The sequence below is a fragment of the Pseudomonas sp. GW821-FHT02H09 genome, assembly GCF_059421425.1.
Genome location: NZ_JBWKVA010000008.1, coordinates 80,713 through 102,457, shown reverse-complemented (window position 1 = coordinate 102,457; position 21,745 = coordinate 80,713). Strand labels below are relative to the sequence as shown.

The following is a 21,745-nucleotide window of genomic DNA, read 5'->3' as shown; positions in this document are numbered from 1 at the left end:
TAGTCGCTAGATAAGTGCGGGTGTTGGTCTTACTGCTCAGCAGCAAGGCCAACACCCTGGGGTGGAATTAATGCTGATTAGGACCGACTTGATCTAACCGGTAGTCCGGCATACTTGATGACGTGGTTTTGATTCAGGTCTGCACTCCAGTGTCACCGTCACCTTGCTTCGGGATTTATCATGCGGCTGGAGCCACAGATCCAGCTTTACGTTTTTTGGCGGTCTCAACACTACGAGTGTCGATCTTCGTACGCCATGTTTCCAGCGCTAAGATGTCTGCGAGTAGTTCCTCTGGTTCAGGAATCGCTACGCCACCCATAAGAGCTTTATCGTGTGCATAATTTGAGCACTTGGTCATTCCTGCATGCACTTGGGCATAATCGTCGTCTTCGACAATCACCCCAGCAAGGCGCTGTGTTTCCACTCCTTTGCGAAACCGCAAGATGACCTCGCGCAATAGTACCTCCTCAACTGCGCGTTCCCACGCCATACGAAGCCGAAAATAGGCTTCTACAGTTTGTTTATGATGTTCTTGCTCTTCACCGTCCCTATGAAGTTTTGCGATGATTTGGTGCTGGGCTTTCAGGGCGCCAATCCGCTTGCTGGCATTCTTGCCTTCAAATGGCAGTTCCGGGTCCGCAATTCCGAAGCCTTCGGCTCGGCGCGTGAGGCTCTGGGTGACAATCGTTGTGCCCGCCAATTTAGCTTCTTCTGCCAGCAGGCATAGAAAATAAATATCATGAGTGAAAACTACGACCTGCCGATCAGAGGCTTCTACCGCAAGGCGTCTTGCCACACGTTCGCGGCGACGATGGTCTAGCGAAGACACCGGATCATCGAAAACGATACCGCCTTTCCCGCCACTTAATCCTACTTCGGCTAAAAAGGAACCGATAGCTATGGCGCGCTGTTCACCTTCGCTCAGGATTTCGCCGGGGCTGCGACTCTGAGGTAACTCAAGCTTCAATTTATGCAAAGCCTTACCTTTATCGGAGCGACTTTTAAGTGATACCCGAAGAGCGCCAACACCTAAAGCTTTGAATTCTCTGTTGAGGGCTTCAGCCAGATCTTTGGATACCACTTTTTCTGCTAACTCTGCAGCCTTCAATGAAATTGCATTGGTTCGAACTGCCGACAGACATTTTGTTAGCTTCGCCTGGTGGCTAAGGCGGTTTATTGCCGAGATAACGGCGTCTTTGACTTGGCTAAGTCTTACTCGTGCATCGAGCTCATTAAATTGGCTCTGCAGCGCCGCGCGCGCTGTTTCATCTGAAGCCATCTCAAGCGTTTTAGCTTCAGCGTTTAGTTGGTTCGCCAGTATTTGCAGGCGTTCTGCTGGATTGACAGGTATCTGCTCGATACCGTCCCACTGGTGGGAGATCACCGCTGCTTTGATTGCCAATTGGCGGGATGTTAGCTGGGCCTCTAACGCTTTAGTATCAATGGCGAGTTGTTTGTCCAGAGCTTCAATTTCGCTGTACGTCACATCATCGAGATTCAATGACAGCACATGTGCCACAAACGGCTTATATTCCGCGTACAAAGCTGCCCGCCGTGCTTGAGAGGTTTTTTCCGCTTCTTCTTGAATGAATCTTTCGAACCTCAGTAAGCGCTCTGCACCCTCTGCCAGTGGTTGCTGGCAGAGAGGGCAAGGGGCATCCTTATCTAGTTCGGGGAAGCTTTGTTCGGGATGTGATTCAACTGCAAATTTTCGAGCCGCGTCAAAGAGCTCGCGCCAGGCTTCACCGCCTGTCCCAGGTAGCAGGTTATCACCTTCTTTGAACTTCTCTGCAGCAACTGTCGCCGCAGTTTGTGCAGTGCGATAGCTGTCCGACAATCCGCGTAGTTTCGTAACAACAGCTTGATCCATCAGTGATGCCTTGGTGGTTACGGTTGTCGCAATAGCGTCAATCCGCCGTGCTCGTAATCGGATTTGGTCCGCTTTTTCTTTTGGATTGTTTTCTTTCAAGCTTTTGTCGAGAGCTGTATGGCTAGTGAGTTCCTCTGGTGTGAGCGTGGCGAGTTTTTCAACTTGGGCAGGGATTGTTTTTGCAGACAGGGCTGTGACCAGTTTGCCCACAGCTGTATCGCCTTGGAGGGGGGCGAAGGCTGAGAGGTCAGCTGCGGACTGGGTGTGCTCTGTGTCAATGGACGTCTTCAACTGTTTGCAAACCTTAGCCAGACTTTCGAAGACATCGAGTCCGTATGGGACATAAGAAAAGTCATCCTCGCTATCTAGGTAAGCTCGTGCGCAGCGCGAATCGAAAATTGAGAATGACGACAAAGCTGCTGGGGCGGTCAGGCCGTGTACCCATTGGACGTCTTGTGCAACTCCATCGATGGCAATCTCGAAAATGGCTGCCGGGATGTTCGCAACGTTTGAGGGAAGATTGGCGTTCGGGTGGATCGCTTCCATCTGGTCCCTGGCGCGGCATGCTCTTTTGAAGACGCGCGAGTAGCCCGATTTGCCCGAGCCATTGTCGCCGTAAATTACAGTCATTCCGGATGCACTGAAGGGGAGCCGCTGGTTTTCAGCAATCGCGTTGACGTGCCTCATGTCCCTCATCGCGTGCAGCTCAACGTGTGTTGACTCTTTCACTTGCGCTGGCACTTGAGCTGCTGAAAGGGGAGCTGGAGTGCGTCCTGCTGGGTCGGTGATTCCGTGTTCAGATTTCAGCAGAGCGTATAGGTCATCGTAATCTGTTGCGGAAAGCGTCTGCTTGGCTAGCAAGCGAGCTACGGCATCGCTTTGCCATGCTGGCAGACCTTTTGTCCACTCAAGTATCTCTAGCAATATCGACATAGTATCCCTACGAGGTTTTTAGTGATTTCTTTGTCGATTGAGGAGGTCCCGTAACAATCGACGTTTCTGTAGCAACATCTTCATGTGCTGGCATTGCGCCTTTGTTGCGGTGTTGAGTTTCATGGTAGCTGAACATTTGCTGAGCAGAGATGAGTTCATCGTATGTGGGTTCGAGCATCGTTCATTTACAAGCAGCGCAGAATCGCTTTGCTTGGTTAGAAATTTTCATTTTGAAAGCGTTAAGAAGGGATTGTCGGAGGGTAGTGTCTGAAACAACTCTTTTGGTTTCTCCAGCAGGTAGCCTTTGAGTGTCGCTTTCTTCCGAGGACCTTCAACCTGACAGGTCCAAATGTTCAAACCGTCATCACGTTTTTTGTGAATCTTCAGTTTTTCAAATTGTTTCTGCACCCAGCGCCATTCTTCACTTTCGTGGTCGGCCTCCTGTGAGATACCAGGAAACTCCTGCGCGTAGCGTTGGAAGAGACCAGGTGTGACCAGTAATACGCTGCCACTCACCGTGTGGATTTTGGCCTTGCTGTCATTGATGATCAGCTTGTGACTCAGGATGCCTTCCTTGACCCAATTCAGGAATGCCTGACCAGGGTCTTCCGACGAGGGATTTGAGATTTCGAGAGTGCTTGCTGACGATGCGTCGCTGACCTCAGACTCTTCCAGTTCGAACATATCCAACAGCGTGCCGAGATAGTTGGCGTCTTCCATCGCCATGGGATCTCTCAGCGAAGAGCGTTGACGCGATCCTGTACTGACAGTCTTAGGCGCTGGTGGTGATGCCGAAGCGTCAGTCGAGTGGTCATCGGCTGCAACGCGCACCGTTCCGCTGAAAGCCTCAGGCCGGTCTTCGTTCCCCCAGATCAACACCGGTTGAAGGCGCAGAAAGGTAAAGGTCTGCTGCCAGTTGCCCTGTGCGACAAGAGCGGTCCAGATGGCTTTGCCTTCCGGGGTAGACTCGACCAATCCATGCGACTGGAGTTCATCGAACACAGCGATGTTGGATGAGGGAATGCCCTCAATCGATTGCGACAGCAGATAGGCTCGCAGCTTGTCCGTGACCGTCTTGCTGACCAGCCAGAGTGCGTCGTGAGTCAGCCAGCCCGCGGCACCCGGCTGGTTGAGTCTCAGCTCGTGCTGAACCAAATGACGCAGTCCGCTGATCAAGTGATGTTGCAGCGAATGAATCGGCGCTTGCAGCGCCTTGTTCGGGTTGCCACCGATGTTCTGTGCGGTGGAGACGCGGTCGGCCCGAATGACCAACTCGCCCAGCACGCCGGCACGTTCGTACTGACCGGCCAGGACATACAGCAAGCTGGCCCACAGCGAAGGAAATCCACTGAGCCAATCGAGCATCGGGCGGTCGAGAATCTGGGTGTAGAGCAAACCTGCAGCGGCGCCGTGCAGGTGATAGTCGCGACCTTTGACATAGCGAAAACGGTAGGGCTGATCCAGGGGACCGTGCCAAGGATGCCAAAGACGGCCATCCTGACGCTCGACCTGCAGGTCCACGGCGATCTTGCCGATGTCATGCAGCAGAGCGCCATAAGCAATACCCGCCGACCAGGCATCGGTCTGGGCGGCTTGGTCTTCGGGCGCGGCGCCGGTCGGAAGCAGATAGGATTGGCGCAGTTTCAGACTACAGGCGACCAGTTCCAGTCCATGGTCGAGCATGCCACCGAGATACGCATGGTGGTGTGTCTCGCTGGCAGGGAGTTGCTGAACCTGTTCGGCGTAGCGATGGATCGGATTTAAATAGAGCTGAGTGAATTGTGCGTGAGAGAGAGAGGTGTATTGCCAGATGCGATCGAGCAACTGGCGGCGGTGCTCCGCTGCTAACAAGTTTTGGGCCGACTCGATGGGCAGGTAACCGTCGGCGACGCTCAGGGTCAGTGGTGGAGGGGGCTTCTGCCTTTTGTGGCGAAACAGACTGAGCATCGTTTCCTCCGGGAAGTGGTTGGATCAGTGGCCTTTTAGCCTTTTCGGATAGAGCTCTTACCCTTGAGTCCCCATTCCCTTCCAACCCTTACCCGTCCTTTTGGCTCGTGTCCCTTTGTGCGGCAATCGGGATATCGATACGGCTAGACATCGTTTTGTTGGGGGGCTAGTACGGAAAAGAAAAGAGTCGGTACACTGCGGTGCATATTTTTTGGGTCTTGCCATGAACCTCACTGACGCCACGCTCGTGCTGCTGCTCGCGGCACGTATCCATGGGACCGACGAAGCCGTCAGGGCCTCGGCGAAGAGCGTGGTCAAGAAGTTACCGCGCAGTAAACGCGATCTGATCTACAAGGTGATCGACAGCCGGAGTCCGCTCGAGCTGGTGGATTTTCTGGCGCAGAACCTGGATACGTAACGGCCTGCTGCGGGTGTGCGCCCCTCTCTCGTTCTTTGCGTGAGGGCCCGCCGTATGATTCCGTCTGTTTTCTGGAAACAGAAAAAAGGGCTCAACTCGCGTTGGGCCCTGTGAAGCGTTTGCAGCGGTGAGGTAACGATCAAGCTCCATCGTTCATGCAGAGTGAGTCATCCAAGACCGCTTGCTTCAGTTGCTGCTCCAGGTTGAGTACATACTCCGAGGCGCTTCGGGCCTGGCCACTGGCGCGGAAGATCGCGCGTTTGTCAGCCTTGAGCAGGCCGAGCCAGGAGTCGATGTAGCCCTCGTGCTGCAGCACCCCCTGTATACCGGCGTAGGCACATAAAAATGCAGCGCCCATCTCGGCGATCAACTCCTCAAAGGCATAGCCTGGCGAGCCGAACGGACAGGATGACGTCACGCCTTCCCGTTGCAACCGAGCGTGATGCCCGGTCCAGTGCGTCAGCTCGTGCAGTGCGGTGGCGTAGTACCCGCCTTCATCGTGAAATTGTGCTTTTGTCGGCAGTTGGATGAGATCCCTGATCGGGTGGTAAAAGGCTTCGTCGGCAGGCCGATGAACGATGCATGCACCTGAACTTAACAGCAGATTTTCCGCAACGCTATTGGCCTGGAAGGGATGGGGCGGTTCCGTTTCGAGCAGGGTTTGATTGAACATCTCGAGCCCCTCCGTTTGCTCGATGTTGAACAGAAAATGCGTCCTGAGAATGCCGAAGTGAGCGACCTTGGGCTGACCGTTTTCATCGAGTACGGGTTGACCTGACTCGGTCTGTTCCTCGCGCTCCATCGGCTTGTAGAGCACAGCCAGAGTGCTGTGCTCACCCTTACGGATGTGCCCACCGGCCTTTTTAGCTTGGTTGAAGGTCAGCCAACGATCTTGAGTGAACCCCTGCAACCTGGCCTCGGCCCAGAGCAGCGGTAAATTGATGCCCGAATACGGACGTCGCGTGATGGCATTGATGGGGTAGGGTTGATGACCGATGTCAGCTGAGCCACTTGAGGACCAGGGTTTGATCCAGGGAGCAACGCCTTGTTCTAACGCGGTAACGATCTTGTCAGTTACGTCTTGGTAGATATCGCGCATGGCAATTTCCTCGAGAGAAAAACGAAGGAACGCCTTGCCCGTCGGGGAGGGTTCCCCGATGGGTGATGGGCTGGATTGATGCAGGTCTTGCATGCCGTCCGAATGTGGAGGTGGGCGCCGCCAATTGCGCTTAGCGCTGGTGTTCTCCTGCAAGCGCTATCAGTAAGGCGCCAGGCTGACCCGGTTCTTGGAGTAGGCTGAGACTCAATTGCAGCAACGGGTCGTGGTCGAAGTGATCGGTTGGTTCAATGTGGACTACCTCGAACAGCACATAGGGCTTCTGTGGATAGGCCAGGTGGGCTTCGTAGGCTGCGCGCAATACGTGGCTCAACCGATCAATCTGCAGCTTCCCAGCGTGATCGGAACGCTCGAGCTGTACTGCGTGTTGCCACGCGCCAGGTGTGAACACGATGGGCAACCGAAGGGTGTTCAGTGTTTCCGGTGTAAGTGAGTCGGGCATGGTATGTCTCCGTTGAAAACGCGAAGAAACCTGTCCCGTGCGGGGAAAGATTTCCCCGCGGTGGGTTGAAGAAAAACAAGAGGGCTTATCTCACGAGCAGCGCTCGAAAGGCGTTCAGGAGAGCAGTAGGCGTTCATCACCGTAGCAACGGTCACTGTGCGAGCCACCGAACGCTAATCGCACTTGGGGAGAACCATCATTGAAGTGACGTAGCCTTGAAGGTTCTGGCTACCTGGGCAGGTGCTGTCGATAACAGCGATCCGTACCTTGTATTTAGCCGGACGATTTATCTGGGTCAATCACTGTAGAGACGCTGTTTCACGGGGCTTGTCTTCTGGCTTCCAATGAGGATTTTTCGACCGGGGAAACTGATAAGCGGTCAGGCATGGGCCGTTTTCAGTAGTAGGCTATTACTCTTGGCTCAACCATGAAAACGCTCAGAAGAGGGCGAGACCATGCCGACTCAGCAACCTGTTCAGAGTTCACGCGCCTACCGCTGGGCGTACGCCTGCGGTATGTCGGTGAAGCGTGGTTACCGTAGTTTGAAAACGTTTGAATCCCACGTGGTTGAGCGTGCGGAGATGACAGGTATGCCCGCAGGTAAATTACTTGTTCGCGGGAGTTTTCTGATTGCCAAACTGGCAATGATCGGAGGGCTGCTCTTTATCGGTTTCTGGCTGGTCGCTTCTGTTGTGGTGGTGATCGCTGTGATTGCCCTTCTGCAGTCCAAGGCTGTCATCGACACGGATTTTGAAGAGGACAATCCAGGTCCTGACTACCTTGGGGCTAACTCCTATCTTGGCAACTACGATGACAATGGCCATTACATAGGTCATTTCAAATCATCTGATGACGTCAGATAAGCTTCTTCGTAGCACCCATCAACTGATCCGTTCCTTTGCCCGCTGCACCATGCGCGGCTTTGCTTGCACCACCTAGCATCCCCTCAAGGCTGTTGCCGATCGAGTAGCCAGCCCAGCTCATGGCGACCAAAAACAGTCCAGGCAGCACCAAGAACATCGCCCCCATCACATACTCGATCACCTGCGCGGTGACCGTCCCATCCATAAGTCCGGATGTGGGCAGCGACAACAGCACCTGATTGGACGCTGAAACCTGGTTGTACAAGGTATCGAGCATGCTGGAGTCGACCCAGCGCGCCAGTTCCCACCAGAAGCTCAACATATGAAGCGTGAACAGCGCGAACGTCACCATCATGACGGTCTTCAACTGGTAGGTACTGACCAACAGAATTAACGGCAAGCTGATGATGACGCCCATGATCAGGAAAGCCTGCACCATCGGCAGGGCGGCGCGTAGTGCATTCATCGCCGGGAAGTTGCTGAAGGAACCCAGTGCCAACCCGGTGTTGGTGGCCAGGTTATTGAGCCCCTGATTGATCGACCCGCCGCGAGCACTGGAGCCATAGTCCTGGTACACCTGTCCGGGCGACATGGACATCGATTGCTGGCGCGGGCTGACCAGCTCGCGCAGGGTGGCATCCTCGATCTCGTTGCTCGAACGGCCAGTCAACCAACCTTTCAGCTGAGTCAGCAGCGAAGGATCGACCTGCTGGATCAAGCGCTCGCGCAACCCGACACCGCTGTCGCTCCACCACTGCTTGCAGGTGGGATAGCCCGCGCCATTTTCCAGCCGCGGCAAGGAAATATCGCGGCTTTCGTCATATGGCCAGCTGACTCGTGGTGTGCGTGAACGATCCGTATCGTAGTAGCCGGGCGTGTCGAGAAAATAGCTTGAGCCGATCCAGGAGGCGTCATGACTTTGTGCCTTATCCAACTGCGGACGGTTGGTGAATAGCCGAGAGCGGGAATAGCCATAACAGTCGCGGGTGAAGTCGGCGACTTCCTGCAGCAGGATCTGACTGGCAATGCGCGAACTGTCGATCTCCATGCGCATTTGTCGGATATCCGGTGCGCAGGGGATGGAGGCGGTGGCTGCGGCGGTCACGCCTTTGCTCAAGGCATGCACTAGAAACCACCAGATCGGCACGTTGGCAGAGCGTTCGCCGATGGTATTGAAGGTGGTCCCCCAGGCGGTTTCCGCCGGCTTAGCCACACTCACGCCGCAGCGCTGGCTCGCCACATCATCGAACGCCATCGAGGCGAGGCTCAACGGAAAGACCGGCGCGCAGCCGAACAACACGACGATGTAGGCCAGCCACAACCGGTTCTCGATCCTCGGTACAGAGAGCAGTCCCTTGTTGCCTTCATCCGCGCCTTGCTGACGGGCCGACAACCATTCTTGCAAAATGATTGCTCCGAAGGGCGCGGCGAACAGTCCGGTATCGGACAGGACGCTCCAGAGGCCGTTGTTGATGATCCAGGCCAGGAGAGAGAGGTAAAACTCCAAGTAACTGTTGGTGCTCATGAGAATGGTGGTGACCTCACAGTCGGGTGAGTTCGACGCAGGTAAAGAGCACGAGCCCTAATGCCCCGATGCGCTTCACGCGCAGTCGATCCTGTGGTCGATGTCGGTAGCGCTGGAACAGATCGACCCAGAGCGCAAAGAGGGCGCAGTAGAGCAGGGCGCGCCACCACCGCAGATAAGGCCGTGCGGATTCGAATGCCTGCTGCCAGACTTCGAAACTACCCAGCGCAACGCGGCCGATCCAGGCGACCAGCGCGGCGCTCAGGATCATCACCGTGGCAATCCCCAGACTCGAAAGCAAAGTGAATAGCGGTGAGCGTTTCATGGCTCACTTGCGCCTGGCGTCAGCATCATTGAGTCGACCGGGCTCGGGGTCGCCTTGCTCGACGGTACGCGAAGCATCGGCACCACCGGCATGCCGATCGAGCACCAGGCTGGCGGTATTGGTGGTCAGCATCTGCCGTATCTGCAGCTCGGTTTGCAGCAGGCGAATTTCGCGCTCCAGGGTGTCGATGTTTTTCGTCAAGGCGGTCTGGGCTGGTTCGGCGGAGGCGATGTTCGGTTCGTGACTGCCCGCCAGCAGCGTGCGCAGCAGTAGCAATGCCTTGTCGAGTACGCTGGACAAGGCTGTCTCGCTGGCCAGGCGTCGCGCGAGCAGATCCTGGTCGGGATCGTCGCGCAGGGCTTCAACCACACCACGGGTCACCGGCAGCATCGGGCTGGAGGCTTTAGTCAGATTGTCAGGGGTAGTCGGCAGAGAGCCGGACAGCAACCCTTGCAGGGCCTTGAGGCGTTCGCTGTAGGCCTCCTGGATCAGCGGCGTCAATCCGCTGCCAGCGGTAGTACGCAGGGTTTCGCAGCTGTCGCAGGTCGCGACTTCGCTCTCGCCCAACACGCGAACGGCCCATTCGGATTCCTCCTGAGGCGAAGTCCAGGTCTGGCAAATAGCCCCACCCAGGCAATCGCTATTACTGATCGATGCATTGTCACCCACCGTTCGGTTATGCAGCAGGTTATAGCCCGCGCGTACCACGTCGGAAGTCACCCGAATGGGCATCTGCCCGTTACCTCCGGCCTTTGAGCCGCCGACCCAGGACACCCCGTTGTTGCCGTTACGGGCCTCGGTGTTTTTCACCGCAGCCACCGCATCGCCGCCGGTTTGTTCCAGATTGCCCTGCATTTCCTGGTTCTTGGCCAACGCGCCCCAGCCGGCCTGGCCGACCTTGTCCGCCATCTTTTCGGCCATGGCCTGGCAGGTCAGCTTGGAGCGGTCGAAGTCGATACGACCTTGCATCACCCCGTTACTGAGCAACTCATAGAGACCGGGGTTGGCGCGCTGAATAATCAACGCCGGCAGCGACATCACCGCTTGGGTCGCGTTCTGCACGATGTTGCCCATGATCTGCTGGAAACCTTCGGTGACGCCGTTCAGTTGGTTTTGCAGGGTGTTGGTGAGGCTCATGTTTCCGCACATCATGTTCGCTCGCCATGACCCGCCGACACCGAGACCACTGGGTCGGTAGAGCGAACTCGGTGAGCCGACTGCCGAGCCGCCACCAATGGTGTACATCACTCGGTCGTCGAGTACTTCGCCTTGAGTACCCAGGCGGTAATCGCCCTCGGCGGCGTGGGCATGCGTGGCCATGGCGAGCAGTCCACAGAGCAACAGACTCATCACGCCCAACCATGGTCGTGCGAGAAGCCGACTCATGAAGCACCGCCTTCGAAGTCGATGCTGAACAGAAAGGTCTGCCCCTCACGTTTGCAGCAGCTATAGGGACGCCACAGCGACCAGGCGTATCCGCCATCCGCGCTCTGTACCGGATCGCTGGGGAAGATGGCGCACGTGGGCTGAACCTGAGGGTAGAGCAATTGCCATTTGTGGGTCGAAGCGTCGTTTTCAACGATCGGGCCAGGCGGCCAGTAGCCGTCGCGTTTGGTGGGCGTGAGTGGTAAGTACACATGCGGCTGTCCGTTACGGGTAATCACATCGCCGGCCCGTTGCGCCATGACTGCGGCGGCCTTGAAATCGTCGGGCTGTACCAGAAAGCCCTGCCGGGGATAAACGTTGCCCCACATGTTTCCCGAAGCCTGACGTCCGACTTCACGGATCCCCGGCATGAGCGACTCGGGGTAAAGACTTTCGGGTATGCCATGGCGCCAGGCCAGTGAGTCCAGGGTGCTCAGGTAGTAGGGCATGAACGCGGTTGCGCCGCTGGCACAGGCGTAGCCGGATTGAGAGGCCAGTTGTGTGGCGGCCCAGCCCCCTGGATGACCAATGCCATCGACGTTCTTGAAACGGGCCAGATTGTCGCGCTGGGTGTTCGGCGTGATCAGGTTACCGCCACCTTCCGCACCGCTGATGGGAGAGGAGAGGGTGGCCATTTCGGTCCAGGGGTTATTGCCCGTGGTGGCGTAGCTCGAGACCACGAGTTCAGGAATGAAATGACGCACCTTGGTCGAGGTTTTGACTGTGCAGCCGAAGGGCGTACAGAGCAGCCAGAAACAAATGCCGACGACCCTGTATGCGAGGCATTTTGGAGAAAGCGCGGAGGACATGATGCTGCCAGTATCCAGCGCCACGCTCGGGCCGCACGCCAGCAGGATGCTCAGCGCCAAAGGTCGTAGCTTTTGGGGCGCGATTGACGGGCATACTACAGGCATGATCCAAGCTCTTTGGGCTAATGGCCTGGACACGTTCAATGATTGAACGTACACCGTCAGTGATAAAGCTGAAGCTGGCGTTGTCGATTTACAAGGATTTGCAGGGCGACGAGGTAGCTATTCGATGCTCAGCGCATGGCGAAGGGCGTCTGGCTCGGTGAGTAGCTGATCCGTCGTGATTTCGAGAATATTGGCGAGTTTGCACAGGACCATCAGCGACGGATTGCCCGTGCATCGTTCGATTTGACTGACGTAGGTACGATCGACCTCGGCCATGAGCGCCAACTGCTCTTGGGTAAGGTTCTTTATACGTCGCATCAAGCGGATGTTTTCCGCCAGTTGCAGACGCAGCTGTTCGTAGTCTTGAGTCATGCGCGCAAATTGCGCCTTGAGGGACTCTCAATCCACGGGATATAGTCTACATTGGTATTGATCTAGTCCATTTGATGCGCATACCTGTTATCCAGCGTTCATTTGGTTTCGTTATGATTTCGAGACTGGGTCCAGTGTCTAACAATAAAATTAGAACTCTAGGGTGTGTATGGACGAAAACTACATTTCAATTCCTGCGGCGGATGGTTGCTCAAGTCTTCTAACACCTTGGGGCAACGAATTTGCTCCAATGATCGAACGTGGCGTGCAATGCGCCCAGGCTTGGCTTGATTCGCCCGGTGAGATTCCACTGTGGTGGGAGCTGGCGCAAACACGCAAGACCTTTCCTGCCGGTGACTGCCAAGATGCTTTTGAAGCCGGATTCTTGTTGAGGATTCAGCAGCGGCTTCGAGGCGCATCGTAATAACCTGTCACTCGCTTCAGAGCGCGATACCTGAATAGATTTCCCTATGCGGGTTCTATGCCTCGCGCTCTATCGATCCGTTCAGCTACCCGGTAAGCGGCTTCCAACTCCGAACAGCCAATGTTCTGCATCAGTGTCCAGCGCTCGGCTTTTTCCTCGGGCTCCGTCATCGCCAGGGCGAGGTAAAGGCTGGGCGGCACGACTCGAAACAGCGTTTCGAGCTTCTTCGACAGCACGACCCCCTCGGTGTATTTGCCCGGTTCCTTGCTGGCGGAGAGCAACAAGGCTTTCTGTGCAGGCGTGAGTTTCTTGAACCGTGCAATTTCTTCGATTTCCGCGGGCGGCATGTTCAAACAAATCCACCATTCGATCATGTTGAGCATGGTCTGCGCGGCCGAGGGGAAGTCGGCAAGATTCTGTGTGGCGAGCCAGAACCAGGCACCGAGCTTGCGCCACATTTTCGTGCCCTTGACCACGAATGGCGCCAGCAGCGGGTTCTTGGTGATGATATGGCCCTCGTCGGTGACCATGATGATCGGTCGGCCCAGGTACTGGTCGCGCTCGGCAAGGTTGTTCACGGTGTTCATCAGGCTGATGTAGCTAATGGACATCTGTGCCTCATAGCCTTCGCGAGCGTAAGTGGCCAGGTCGACAATGGTCACATCGCTCTCGGGCCAAGGCGTGCCCTCGCGATCGAACAGTTCGCCCTCGAAACCCTGGCAAAACAGGTCGATGGACTCGCCCATTTCCTGGGCACGCTCACGACGCTTCTCCGGCAAATGCGGGTCAGCGGCGACGCGCAGCAAGGCGTCGCGCACGTTGCGGGTCAGTACCTGGCGGTCCGCTGCGACACAGGTCTGTGCTGCATCGAGGATACACTCGCGGATCAAGCTGCGATCGGCCCGGCTTAGGCGGGCTTCTTCCTTGGCCTCGCCGCCGGTGATCATCAGGCGGGCGGTGATCTCCAATTCGCCGAGAACATCGCGCCGATCTTCGTGACTGGCTACCGCCTCATCGTCCAGCTCATCGATCGACAGACTCGCGACCTGATCCGGCTGCTCGACCAGGCGCCAAGCATCGACAAAGGGCGCGAGACTGACCGAGGCACCAGGTTTCAATTGGACCTTGTTTACCGACAGGCCCTGTGTCGCGAAGTAGTCACCCTGCAAACCAAACGAATTGCCGGCTTCGACGATAAACAGGCGAGGTCGGTACACGGCCATGACCTGCATCAGCAAGGTGACCAGGGTGGCCGACTTGCCGGCACCAGTCGGGCCGAACAACAGCAGATGACCGTTCATGGCCCGGTCCAGGCGTGACAACGGATCAAAACTCAATGGCGAGCCGCCACGATTGAACAGGGTGATCCCCGGGTGGCCGGTGCCGGTGCTGCGGCCCCACACTGGAACCAGATTCGCCAGGTGCTGGGCAAACATCAGGCGGGTGTACCAGTTTCGCGTGTCTCGGACCGGGTTGTAAGCCATCGGCAACCAACGCAGGTAGCTGTTGCAGGCGGCGACCTCATCGCCTTCACGTACCGGTTGCAGCCCCGCACCCAGCAGCGCGTTGGCCAGGCTGACCGAGCGCTGGTGCAATTGCTGTTCATCGTGACCGCGTACGTAGAACGCCAGGGTTCCTCGGTACAGCTTGTGCTGGCGGCCGATGATCGCGCGAGCCTCTTCGACATCCTGACGGGTCTGGGTCGAGGCCAGGTTTTCACCGATGGCTTTGCTGGCCAGGCGATTCAACTGATCCTCGAGTACATCCTGTGGTTTGACCACTAAGGTCAGACTCATCACCGTACCTTCGGGTAACTGGTCGAACAGCGCATTCACCGCGTCGCCCTTGCGGGTTTCGCCGGTGAGTTGGCCAATCGACGGTGCCCGTCGCAGCTTGTCCACCACCATGACCCGATGGGGTTGGCCATCGAAGAACCAGAGTCCGCGTTGGACATCCGAACGCGGCTCATTGAAAAATAGGCGCTCGGCGAAATCGTGATCGAAGGGCAGTTCCAGCGATTCACCGTCGCCCGACTCCGGATAGGCCACGCGGCGGTAGAACTCCTCGGGCGCTTCATCGGTGAGCCTGGGTGCCGGATTGAACCAGGGCACTAACCAGGCATAAAGACCTCGGCCATCGACTCGTGCCGATTGCACCCCGCATGCCTGCAACGAAGCCGCGATACGTTCGCAAGCCTCATGCAGGGATTGCACCGGGGTGAGTCCTGTCTCCTCAGCATCAGACTCAAGCCAGCGATAGACCACCAGGCGCACCCGGCGGTTATTGCCGCGCCAGGGCAGGCGTGTCACCACTTTATCCTCAAACAGACCGCCAGGCTTGGTGATGGTCTTCAGATGAAGGCGGCTGAGCTCCAAATATGCCTGGGTGAAGACCGTGCCTCGCGCGCTGTCCCGGATATAGTCGGTGAGTCGGGTCAGATAGGGGGTGAAATCGTTGTCGTCCTGGCAGAAAAACTGCGCTACCCAAGGCGCTTGATCCAGCTCGTCAAAGCTATCCTGCAGGGCATCCTCAAGGGCATCGCGGGCCGCCATCAGCCAATCGGGTTCGCGCCCTTCGGTGCCGATGGGCAGTAACTCGAACACCGCGCCCACCGAACGATTGTCATCGAGCAGAAAACACTGCTCGGTGTCGAGGTACTCGACCCAAGGCAGGTGATCGGTGAAGCTGGGGTTGTGCGTATAGAGTGCAGCGTCATCGGCCAAGGTGGCGCGAGGGCGCAATGGGTTGCGCCAGGCTTTCCACGCAGGAGTGCGGTTGCTCGAATCGCCGGTACGCACTACAAGTCTTCCTGACGTTCACCAGGTAATGCGTATTGCACACGTTGGTAGAACGGAAAGACTGTCGAGTAACCCGGGATCGGTGCCTGCTCGGTACCACTCAGATGCGGATACACGTACAGCACCAGATCGGGATTGGGCAGGCGAGGGAACAAATTGTGGATCTCGTTCGTCGCTGTGCGCGTGTACGGTTCTTGGAGATAGGCGGAGAAATCTTCCTGGACCAGCGGACGGCGTAACTGCCGCCGAGCATCCAGCAGTTGCTGCTGAGTGCCTTGCGAACCGGCACCGTTCCAGATGTCCAGCATGCTTTGCTCTCCATGGGGCAGCAGCGTCTCCTTGTCGGTGGAGCACCCCGCCAGGACCCAGCAGAACACGCTAATCCAGATCAGGCGGGGAAGCATGGTCTTTTTCATGGCGAACGCTCCGGCCCTTGGGCTCGTAGTCGATGGTGATCTCATGGTCGAGGTGCAGTGCGACTTGGGCGGCAGGTGGCACGTACACGGCAGCAAAGGCCTCGCCATACAGCTTGTTCACCCATTCGCGGATGTCGCTGACCCCACCACTGAGGATTGAATTCAGTGCGCTATTGCCACTGCTGCTGGTGACCCCGAGCGTACTGCCGCCGGAACTGATCACACTGCTGTTGTTCCGCTCATCCCCGAGCAGGGCGGCGACACCGGCTCCAGCCGCAGTGATCAGGCTCTGGCTACCGAGGTACTGCTGGGCGTTCGAGCGACGTTCACCAGCAATGCAGGGAATGCCATACGGATCGGACAGGTAGCCGAGTCCGCCACGGATCTTGTCGGTGTTTGAGCTCTGGGTGGTGGAGGCATTGCGGCTGGCTACCGCCTTCGGCTGAGGCACCGTGCGGATAGTGCCGTCGGTAAACACAAAGGTGATTGACTCGACCTGTCCGCGTACACAAGACAGGGTCCAGTCACCGGACGCCGTGCCGCTCATCACGGCCCCCGCGACGTCCGGCAGGTCGATGCCGTTGGCAGTCAGGTTCTCCGGACCGACCAACACCTTGAAGGGATAGGGATCATTAACTGTGCCGTCCACCGGGACTCGGCCAATCAGCGCAGTCATGGCGACCGAGCCCATCAGCGTGGCGTTTTCGGGAATGGTGTAGACCGGCTTCGCGCCTTCGGTACGATCAACGGATCGCGTCAGGTCGCGCTCACCCTTGGTGACTGCACGTAGCTGTTTTTGGCTGCGATCAATCGCGTTATCTTTCAAGCCTTCCAGAGAGTTGAAAGCGGTAGGCAGACTCAGTGCGGAGGAAGACTTGGTTTTGCCTCGGGCGTCGGTGGACGGAGCATCCGAGGGTTCAATCCACTGCAGCGCATCATTGGCAGAGTGCCGCCCTTCGAACTGGGCACTGTCGCCCGGCTCAAGCCCCAATCCGATCGGCATGTCTTTGCCTTTGCCGGTCAGCCCCGACAACTGTTCCTGCAATTGCGTCAGCAGACCGCGAGCCTGGCGACTGTCTTGTTCCGCTTTGAGTCGGGCCTCGTTGGCTTGTCGGCGGCCTTCGTCGACCTGCTGGGTCACACTGCCAAGCGCCGTCTGGATACGCGAATCGACACTGTTTTCCCGCTCGCGCAGGCGGTTGTTTTCCGTCTGCAGTGAGTCATTGTGTTTCTTCAAACCGAGCATGTCGCTGCGCATGGCCTTCACCTGGCCGACCAGGGTGGCGACCGTGTCGCGTGGGGTATCGCCAGCAATGCCGAGCGACTTGGCTTGCTCGACGGATAACTGAAGGTTGCCCTGATCAACTGGGTTCTCTGGAGAGGGCGTGTTGCCACCCGCGACCCAGGTTTTCAGGATGATCAACACCACGGCCAGTAGCGCAGCCGGTACCAGCCATTTGAGCAATGCGTTAGCTTTCATCGTCAGCACCTCGCGCAACGGGCGGGAGCAGCACGGCTTGTTCGAGGCCGGCACCGCGAGTGACGAGGAAGGCGATCGTGGTGTCTTCAGCACTGCCGACAGGCCCTAGGAAAGCATGCTGGAAGGCCGCGGCGAATAGCTTGGCCTGAAGCCGCCGTGGATCGAGTTGCACCGTCTCTGAACCACGATTGCGCAACTTCACCGCCGTCACCCAGTAATCACCGAGTCGCCAGGCGACGATGGGTGTGCTGGACACGTTTTCGGTCGGCATCAGGGTCGGCAGTTCGGTGCGCAGCTTGAGCGGGACGCGGCGTACACCGGGCAGGGACTCAACGGTGCGTAGAGGCGCGTACAGGCTTTGCGCGGCGTAGCGCGTCAAAGCGACCGGGATCGGTGTACGTTCTGGAACAGGGACGGTGCTAGATTCAGCCTCGGTAGCTTGCACCTGAGCATTCTTGAGAATACGCACGGGCTCCAGCGGTTGATCACCAGGCGTGGCCGCGATATCCAGCAGGATGACCTCGCCCGTTGCGACCGATTGCAGTTGCAGTCGGGTCGGTGCAATGGCTTCCGACGCTCGCAGGTACAGCGTGCCGCCGGTTGATTGCACGCGCAGCTTGCCCGTCAGGATTGAGGGTACACCGACTCGAACATCCTCATCGACAAAGACCACCCGCTCTTGATTGATCACCAGTGGGACCGCGAGGGGGAGGCGTTCCCAGTGCATCAGTTCGACGGCCTGCGCTGCAGCTCCCCATAGCATCAGTGAGACGGTTAGTCCCAGGGTAGAAATCCGCTTCATGGCTCACTTCCAGGCAGGGAGATTTTTTGCGGAGTGCCCTGATAACAATCCAGTGCCAGCCCCCACTTATTGCGTTCGGGATCAAGGTCAAAACGCACCACGCGTAATGGATAACGCACCACCACCCGTTTCACCGGCTCGGCGGCGTAATACTCATCGGCGTTGAGGTCGAGCTTTACCAGCCAACTGTCGCGGTCGAGTTGCTTGACCCTGAGTTCCGGATCCTCGCTGTAGCCTCGGCCCAGAATTTCGTAGACACCACGCACCCGCTGGCGCAGTTCGCCGGCGGCCTTGCGGTACTCGTAGTCGCCATCGAGGAAGGCCTTGCAGGAGGGTGTCAGGTAGGACTGCAAGCCATAGATGGCGCGGCGATAGTCCTGCTCGCCATCTGAGGGCCAGCGGTTGAGCTGACCAAAGATGTAAAGGGCAAAGGCATAGACATTCTCTGAGGGGATATCCCACCACTTGCGAGTGCTGCCCGAGCGCAGATCCGGTGGTACATGCACAGTCAGATCGGTTGGTGCCGAGCGCCAGCCGTACCAGAGCCCTGCACAGACCAGGGCAAAGATCATTACCGCCAGACGCAGGCTGAAGATATGGGCCTGTTGGGCATCCACCTTGTTCCGAAAACGACTCATGGTTGCCACCGGGACAGGGCAGGGCGCAGTCGACGCGAACGGTGAACCGTCCAGGCGCCGGAGTGGAGAATCAAACTTCCGCGCCCCAGGCGCCAACGGCTGGCGAGTATCCATTCGAGCTTGCGATACAGCCAGGTCTCGGGGCGAGCCCGTTTGGCCCGACGCAGTAGGGTGCCACCGGCAAATAACACCACCGCCATGCTTGCGATCATGCTGGTCGGCGCCACGGCAATGGAGGTGGTGGCGATCGCCAGAGGAACGCCCAGCAGCAGGCCAATGACGGCGCCGGTGCCGAGCGCTACCCACATCTCATCATTGGTTAAACCGCGCAATACGGCGGGATCACGATTGAGTCGCTCTGGCAGAAAGACCAAGGTGCCGTCGGCAAGGCGTTCGATGGTGTCGTTCATATCGACCTCACAAAATTGCGGCAGCCTTGGTCAGGAACCAGATAATGATCACCACTAACAGGGCCCCGATACCGACCACCGCGCCGAGGTCTTTCCAGGTCTTACGCTGGTTCTGCACGTCGGCATAAACGGTCAGGGAATGCCAGGCCACGCCGAGAAAGGCGAGCAAAGCGATCAGCAGACCGAGCAGGATGCCGCCGTCGTAGGCGTAGTTTTTGATCGTCTCGATCAATCCAGAACCCTCACCACGCGAAGGGGCCTCCATGGTGGGGAGTTCGGCAAAGGCCAGGCTTGGACCGAGCACCAGCAGCAGGCCGATCAAGCGCTGACTGGCACGATCACGCAGGTTGTTTTTCAGGGGGACAAAGCACTTGAGCATAGAGGCGATCTCCTGGGTTAGGACAGGGTGAAGAACATCAGGACGAGTAGGGCGAGCAAGACGCGTGCAGTACTGCCGCCGAAGGCGCCGAAGCGCACGCTGCCAGCCGCCCAACCCCGGTAAGCCGTCCACATCACCCAGGTACACCAGAGCAAAGCCAGGACGAGAACCAAGGAAAGCCACAGCGTCGAACTGCTCTGTGCTGAAAAGCCAGAGGCGTTTAGGAACGCTGAGGTCTGAGCGTCAGTCATGCTCATGGCGACGGCTCCGGGGAAGGAGTGTCGAGGCGGTAATTACCGACCAGTTCACCGAGATCGCGGGGTTGAGCGCGGGAAGGCGATAGATAGCTCTGCACACCTTGGCGAATGCGTTGGATGTCTTGAGTTAGATGGGAATAGTCGAAGTGATAACGTTCGTTTGGTTCAGAGGTACTTGCTACCTCAGCTCGCGTCGCAAGGCGTTCGATAGTGTCGAGTTGCTGTTGGATCAGGCTTAGCTGTATCTGCTCATGGGCAGATGCGGCATAGCTGCCCCCATGGAACGTCAACAATACGAGCAGAGGGCAGTTTCGGCAAAATGTAGTCAGCATGAGGTTAGCCCATTTGGTGATGGGACCAGCATTCAACTAACGCCTAGTCTCAGCAGTAAGAAAAACGAAACACGCAACGTCATTTTGTTTTCGATACAGTCCCTGACCGTGTAGCCAACTCGTAAGCAGCATTGAGGGCTATGGAGCGCGGTGAAATCATGCGAGTGGTTGTAAGTACAGTCTCGAATTCTCAAGAGAAACGACGGGGAGTCGTTAACATTTGATGCCGTTAGCAACATTGTTAGCGGTGTGCAGAGAAGGCGCGGACGAAATCAGCTAACGAAGAGTGAGTGCAGGGAATGAACATCCAACAAGCGATTCAGCGGTACCGTATAAGACAGGGAGTAGGGTTCTCCTTGATGGTCTTCGGGGCGTTATTTTATTTGGTTTCATCATTGATTTTTCTACACCAACAAGGTGAAACGCTTGCTGGCTCAAAGATTTTTGGGCACTTGGGCGGACTGATGCAAAATTTAGTAGCCGACATTTACCAAGCCACATCCCCCTATATTGGATTTGTATGGAACCACGCGCCTACCCTCAGCCAGGGAAACCCATTCAGCTACGGCAACTTTCTGTTTCTCGGTTTGGTGGGTGTGATGATTGTTGGAAAGCAATTGCTCCTTTCCGCTAGGCATCTCAAGGGGCGTGTTCAGGTTCAACTTGAACGTCTTGAGGAAACTCAGTGGCGCAATTCGATGCAGAATGGGGTTGCAATCCAAGTCAATGCAAACCAGATCGGTCAAATAAATTTTTACCAGCAATCAATGCCGCCGTCGCCTAGCAGTGATTGGTGGCAGCGGCCGTGGGGTATTGTTGGGTTATCTATCATTGGTGGTTACATCGTCGTAGTGTTGGCTAAATTGACCGGGATGGTTTAATAATCCAGTAATATGTCAGATGTATTTTTTAAAAGTCGCTGCGGTGATAGCAGTCGTTACTCCGAGCGTCACCGCGCAAGGCAAAAAAACGGCCATGGGATTGAGCGAAAAGGGCAGGGATAGGTAAATAATCCAGGGCACGATCAGCAGTGGCATCACTGCCCGCTTGGCGCGGTGATAGACAAAACTGCTCTCCCGCCCTGCGCCAAATTTACGCAGGTCACGGCGCATCAAGCCATCCACAAAACCGGTAAACATGGCCAGCAGAAACAAGGGTGTGGCCAGGACCAGAATAGTCAGGCGCACCACGAAGGTGAAGCTGACATACACCGCTGCCAGCACAAAATCCTCGATGCTCACGTAGAGCGGATTGATCCAGCCCCAGTAACCGTTGCCATGGCTCGACACACGCGCCTGCTGGGCAAAATCAGCAAAGCCAGTCTTGACCAACAACCACTGATTGAGCAAATCCAGTACCTGGACAGTCGTTTGTCCAGGTTGCTGGACGATGAGTGAAGATTTGAAGTGCTCGCTGAGCCAACCCAATTCGCTGCTCAACATGGCCTGGCTGTGTCGCCAGCCTTGATCTCCCCAGAAAAGCAGCAGACCGACGAATTCGATCAGAATCGAGAACAGCAACGAGGCGATCAGCAAACCGATGATGCGCAGGACCAAGCCAATCGCCGAGACGATTAATCCTGGGTGCTGGATAGGTTGTGGCTGCGTGTTTTGTGCGGAAGTCGTCATCGTTCACTCCATTGTGCGCCACAGGACTGA

General features: G+C 57.0%; 23 protein-coding genes. 4 read left to right on the top strand and 19 right to left on the bottom strand.

Going from position 1 to position 21,745, the window contains the following annotated elements; translation table 11 throughout:
- Positions 1 to 178 precede the first annotated feature (178 nt).
- The gene (locus tag AC07VR_RS12790; RefSeq protein ID WP_495011438.1) at positions 179 to 2,803 is read right to left on the bottom strand and encodes an AAA family ATPase; all 2,625 of its coding nucleotides are present in this window, start codon (positions 2,801 to 2,803) and stop codon (positions 179 to 181) included.
- A gap of 225 nt (positions 2,804 to 3,028) precedes the next feature.
- Complete coding sequence (gene mobH, locus AC07VR_RS12785) at positions 3,029 to 4,750, bottom strand: MobH family relaxase (protein ID WP_495011437.1); 1,722 nt, start codon at positions 4,748 to 4,750, stop codon at positions 3,029 to 3,031.
- Between the two features lie 223 nt (positions 4,751 to 4,973).
- On the opposite strand from mobH, the gene AC07VR_RS12780 reads away from it, so the two are divergent.
- Positions 4,974 to 5,168 carry a DUF7740 domain-containing protein gene (locus tag AC07VR_RS12780; RefSeq protein ID WP_020300924.1) on the top strand — a complete coding sequence of 65 codons (195 nt, stop codon included), beginning with the start codon at positions 4,974 to 4,976 and terminating at the stop codon, positions 5,166 to 5,168.
- 139 nt (positions 5,169 to 5,307) lie between these two features.
- On the opposite strand, the gene AC07VR_RS12775 is transcribed toward AC07VR_RS12780, so the two are convergent.
- Both AC07VR_RS12775 and AC07VR_RS12770 read right to left on the bottom strand, forming a co-directional pair.
- Positions 5,308 to 6,267: an ArdC family protein gene (locus AC07VR_RS12775; RefSeq protein ID WP_495011436.1), complete on the bottom strand. Its 960-nt coding sequence runs from the start codon at positions 6,265 to 6,267 to the stop codon at positions 5,308 to 5,310.
- Positions 6,268 to 6,397: 130 nt separating this feature from the next.
- A complete protein-coding gene (locus AC07VR_RS12770; protein WP_495011435.1) occupies positions 6,398 to 6,727 on the bottom strand; it encodes a hypothetical protein in 330 nt (109 codons plus the stop codon).
- Positions 6,728 to 7,182: 455 nt separating this feature from the next.
- Between AC07VR_RS12770 and AC07VR_RS12765 the strand changes: the two genes are divergently transcribed.
- The gene (locus tag AC07VR_RS12765; protein WP_495011434.1) at positions 7,183 to 7,590 is read left to right on the top strand and encodes a DUF3742 family protein; all 408 of its coding nucleotides are present in this window, start codon (positions 7,183 to 7,185) and stop codon (positions 7,588 to 7,590) included.
- Here the strand turns inward: AC07VR_RS12765 and AC07VR_RS12760 are convergent.
- The 5 genes from AC07VR_RS12760 to AC07VR_RS12740 form a co-directional block, all read right to left on the bottom strand.
- Complete coding sequence (locus tag AC07VR_RS12760; RefSeq protein ID WP_495011530.1) at positions 7,583 to 9,121, bottom strand: conjugal transfer protein TraG N-terminal domain-containing protein; 1,539 nt, start codon at positions 9,119 to 9,121, stop codon at positions 7,583 to 7,585. The genes AC07VR_RS12765 and AC07VR_RS12760 overlap by 8 nt on opposite strands.
- Positions 9,122 to 9,131: 10 nt before the next feature.
- The gene (locus tag AC07VR_RS12755) at positions 9,132 to 9,440 is read right to left on the bottom strand and encodes a hypothetical protein (RefSeq protein WP_495011433.1); all 309 of its coding nucleotides are present in this window, start codon (positions 9,438 to 9,440) and stop codon (positions 9,132 to 9,134) included.
- Positions 9,441 to 9,443: 3 nt separating this feature from the next.
- On the bottom strand, positions 9,444 to 10,826 hold the full coding sequence (locus tag AC07VR_RS12750; RefSeq protein WP_495011432.1) for an integrating conjugative element protein: 1,383 nt from the start codon (positions 10,824 to 10,826) through the stop codon (positions 9,444 to 9,446).
- Positions 10,823 to 11,779: a TIGR03756 family integrating conjugative element protein gene (locus AC07VR_RS12745; RefSeq protein WP_495011431.1), complete on the bottom strand. Its 957-nt coding sequence runs from the start codon at positions 11,777 to 11,779 to the stop codon at positions 10,823 to 10,825. Before AC07VR_RS12745 ends, AC07VR_RS12750 begins: the two co-directional genes overlap by 4 nt.
- 117 nt (positions 11,780 to 11,896) lie before the next feature.
- Positions 11,897 to 12,151, bottom strand: a complete 255-nt coding sequence (locus tag AC07VR_RS12740; protein ID WP_495011430.1) for a helix-turn-helix domain-containing protein — start codon at positions 12,149 to 12,151, stop codon at positions 11,897 to 11,899.
- 169 nt (positions 12,152 to 12,320) lie between these two features.
- Here AC07VR_RS12740 and AC07VR_RS12735 point away from each other — a divergent pair, with 169 nt between their 5' ends.
- Positions 12,321 to 12,575, top strand: a complete 255-nt coding sequence (locus tag AC07VR_RS12735; protein WP_495011429.1) for a LasR-specific antiactivator QslA — start codon at positions 12,321 to 12,323, stop codon at positions 12,573 to 12,575.
- Positions 12,576 to 12,619: 44 nt separating this feature from the next.
- Here the strand turns inward: AC07VR_RS12735 and AC07VR_RS12730 are convergent, their stop codons facing one another.
- Genes AC07VR_RS12730 through AC07VR_RS12690 form a run of 9 tightly spaced genes read right to left on the bottom strand, consistent with a single transcriptional unit; the run spans position 12,620 to position 20,087 of the window.
- A complete protein-coding gene (locus AC07VR_RS12730) occupies positions 12,620 to 15,373 on the bottom strand; it encodes a conjugative transfer ATPase (RefSeq protein ID WP_495011428.1) in 2,754 nt (917 codons plus the stop codon).
- Positions 15,373 to 15,789, bottom strand: coding sequence for a TIGR03751 family conjugal transfer lipoprotein (locus tag AC07VR_RS12725; protein WP_495011427.1), 417 nt, complete (start codon positions 15,787 to 15,789; stop codon positions 15,373 to 15,375). Before AC07VR_RS12725 ends, AC07VR_RS12730 begins: the two co-directional genes overlap by 1 nt.
- A complete protein-coding gene (locus tag AC07VR_RS12720) occupies positions 15,752 to 17,269 on the bottom strand; it encodes a TIGR03752 family integrating conjugative element protein (protein WP_495011426.1) in 1,518 nt (505 codons plus the stop codon). The genes AC07VR_RS12725 and AC07VR_RS12720 overlap by 38 nt, the downstream gene beginning before the upstream one ends.
- Positions 17,259 to 18,071, bottom strand: coding sequence for a TIGR03749 family integrating conjugative element protein (locus AC07VR_RS12715; protein ID WP_495011425.1), 813 nt, complete (start codon positions 18,069 to 18,071; stop codon positions 17,259 to 17,261). Before AC07VR_RS12715 ends, AC07VR_RS12720 begins: the two co-directional genes overlap by 11 nt.
- Positions 18,068 to 18,709 (bottom strand): PFL_4703 family integrating conjugative element protein, encoded by a 642-nt coding sequence (locus tag AC07VR_RS12710; protein WP_495011424.1) that lies wholly within the window; start codon positions 18,707 to 18,709, stop codon positions 18,068 to 18,070. The genes AC07VR_RS12715 and AC07VR_RS12710 overlap by 4 nt, the downstream gene beginning before the upstream one ends.
- A complete protein-coding gene (locus AC07VR_RS12705; RefSeq protein ID WP_495011423.1) occupies positions 18,706 to 19,119 on the bottom strand; it encodes a TIGR03750 family conjugal transfer protein in 414 nt (137 codons plus the stop codon). Before AC07VR_RS12705 ends, AC07VR_RS12710 begins: the two co-directional genes overlap by 4 nt.
- Before the next feature lie 7 nt (positions 19,120 to 19,126).
- Positions 19,127 to 19,498 (bottom strand): TIGR03745 family integrating conjugative element membrane protein, encoded by a 372-nt coding sequence (locus AC07VR_RS12700; protein ID WP_065950720.1) that lies wholly within the window; start codon positions 19,496 to 19,498, stop codon positions 19,127 to 19,129.
- Between the two features lie 17 nt (positions 19,499 to 19,515).
- Entirely contained in the window at positions 19,516 to 19,755 is a 240-nt protein-coding gene (locus AC07VR_RS12695) for a TIGR03758 family integrating conjugative element protein (protein WP_495011422.1), read from the bottom strand.
- Positions 19,752 to 20,087, bottom strand: a complete 336-nt coding sequence (locus AC07VR_RS12690; protein ID WP_495011421.1) for an integrative conjugative element protein, RAQPRD family — start codon at positions 20,085 to 20,087, stop codon at positions 19,752 to 19,754. The genes AC07VR_RS12695 and AC07VR_RS12690 overlap by 4 nt, the downstream gene beginning before the upstream one ends.
- A 299-nt stretch (positions 20,088 to 20,386) precedes the next feature.
- Here AC07VR_RS12690 and AC07VR_RS12685 point away from each other — a divergent pair, with 299 nt between their 5' ends.
- The gene (locus AC07VR_RS12685) at positions 20,387 to 20,968 is read left to right on the top strand and encodes a hypothetical protein (RefSeq protein ID WP_495011420.1); all 582 of its coding nucleotides are present in this window, start codon (positions 20,387 to 20,389) and stop codon (positions 20,966 to 20,968) included.
- 15 nt (positions 20,969 to 20,983) lie between these two features.
- Here the strand turns inward: AC07VR_RS12685 and AC07VR_RS12680 are convergent, their stop codons facing one another.
- Complete coding sequence (locus tag AC07VR_RS12680; protein WP_495011419.1) at positions 20,984 to 21,715, bottom strand: TIGR03747 family integrating conjugative element membrane protein; 732 nt, start codon at positions 21,713 to 21,715, stop codon at positions 20,984 to 20,986.
- Between the last annotated feature and the right edge of the window lie 30 nt (positions 21,716 to 21,745).

Excerpts from the sequence above, each read along its gene's own strand:
- AC07VR_RS12725 (WP_495011427.1), bottom strand. The coding sequence starts at position 15,789 with ATGAAAAAGACCATGCTTCCCCGCCTGATCTGGATTAGCGTGTTCTGC.
- AC07VR_RS12780 (WP_020300924.1), top strand. The coding sequence starts at position 4,974 with ATGAACCTCACTGACGCCACGCTCGTGCTGCTGCTCGCGGCACGTATC.
- AC07VR_RS12775 (WP_495011436.1), bottom strand. The coding sequence starts at position 6,267 with ATGCGCGATATCTACCAAGACGTAACTGACAAGATCGTTACCGCGTTA.
- AC07VR_RS12680 (WP_495011419.1), bottom strand. The coding sequence starts at position 21,715 with ATGACGACTTCCGCACAAAACACGCAGCCACAACCTATCCAGCACCCA.
- AC07VR_RS12745 (WP_495011431.1), bottom strand. The coding sequence starts at position 11,779 with ATGCCTGTAGTATGCCCGTCAATCGCGCCCCAAAAGCTACGACCTTTG.
- AC07VR_RS12685 (WP_495011420.1), top strand. The coding sequence starts at position 20,387 with ATGAACATCCAACAAGCGATTCAGCGGTACCGTATAAGACAGGGAGTA.
- AC07VR_RS12735 (WP_495011429.1), top strand. The coding sequence starts at position 12,321 with ATGGACGAAAACTACATTTCAATTCCTGCGGCGGATGGTTGCTCAAGT.
- AC07VR_RS12720 (WP_495011426.1), bottom strand. The coding sequence starts at position 17,269 with ATGAAAGCTAACGCATTGCTCAAATGGCTGGTACCGGCTGCGCTACTG.
- AC07VR_RS12765 (WP_495011434.1), top strand. The coding sequence starts at position 7,183 with ATGCCGACTCAGCAACCTGTTCAGAGTTCACGCGCCTACCGCTGGGCG.
- AC07VR_RS12770 (WP_495011435.1), bottom strand. The coding sequence starts at position 6,727 with ATGCCCGACTCACTTACACCGGAAACACTGAACACCCTTCGGTTGCCC.
- AC07VR_RS12750 (WP_495011432.1), bottom strand. The coding sequence starts at position 10,826 with ATGAGTCGGCTTCTCGCACGACCATGGTTGGGCGTGATGAGTCTGTTG.
- AC07VR_RS12695 (WP_495011422.1), bottom strand. The coding sequence starts at position 19,755 with ATGAGCATGACTGACGCTCAGACCTCAGCGTTCCTAAACGCCTCTGGC.
- AC07VR_RS12705 (WP_495011423.1), bottom strand. The coding sequence starts at position 19,119 with ATGAACGACACCATCGAACGCCTTGCCGACGGCACCTTGGTCTTTCTG.
- AC07VR_RS12690 (WP_495011421.1), bottom strand. The coding sequence starts at position 20,087 with ATGCTGACTACATTTTGCCGAAACTGCCCTCTGCTCGTATTGTTGACG.
- AC07VR_RS12740 (WP_495011430.1), bottom strand. The coding sequence starts at position 12,151 with ATGACTCAAGACTACGAACAGCTGCGTCTGCAACTGGCGGAAAACATC.
- AC07VR_RS12700 (WP_065950720.1), bottom strand. The coding sequence starts at position 19,498 with ATGCTCAAGTGCTTTGTCCCCCTGAAAAACAACCTGCGTGATCGTGCC.
- AC07VR_RS12710 (WP_495011424.1), bottom strand. The coding sequence starts at position 18,709 with ATGAGTCGTTTTCGGAACAAGGTGGATGCCCAACAGGCCCATATCTTC.
- mobH (WP_495011437.1), bottom strand. The coding sequence starts at position 4,750 with ATGCTCAGTCTGTTTCGCCACAAAAGGCAGAAGCCCCCTCCACCACTG.
- AC07VR_RS12715 (WP_495011425.1), bottom strand. The coding sequence starts at position 18,071 with ATGAAGCGGATTTCTACCCTGGGACTAACCGTCTCACTGATGCTATGG.
- AC07VR_RS12755 (WP_495011433.1), bottom strand. The coding sequence starts at position 9,440 with ATGAAACGCTCACCGCTATTCACTTTGCTTTCGAGTCTGGGGATTGCC.
- AC07VR_RS12790 (WP_495011438.1), bottom strand. The coding sequence starts at position 2,803 with ATGTCGATATTGCTAGAGATACTTGAGTGGACAAAAGGTCTGCCAGCA.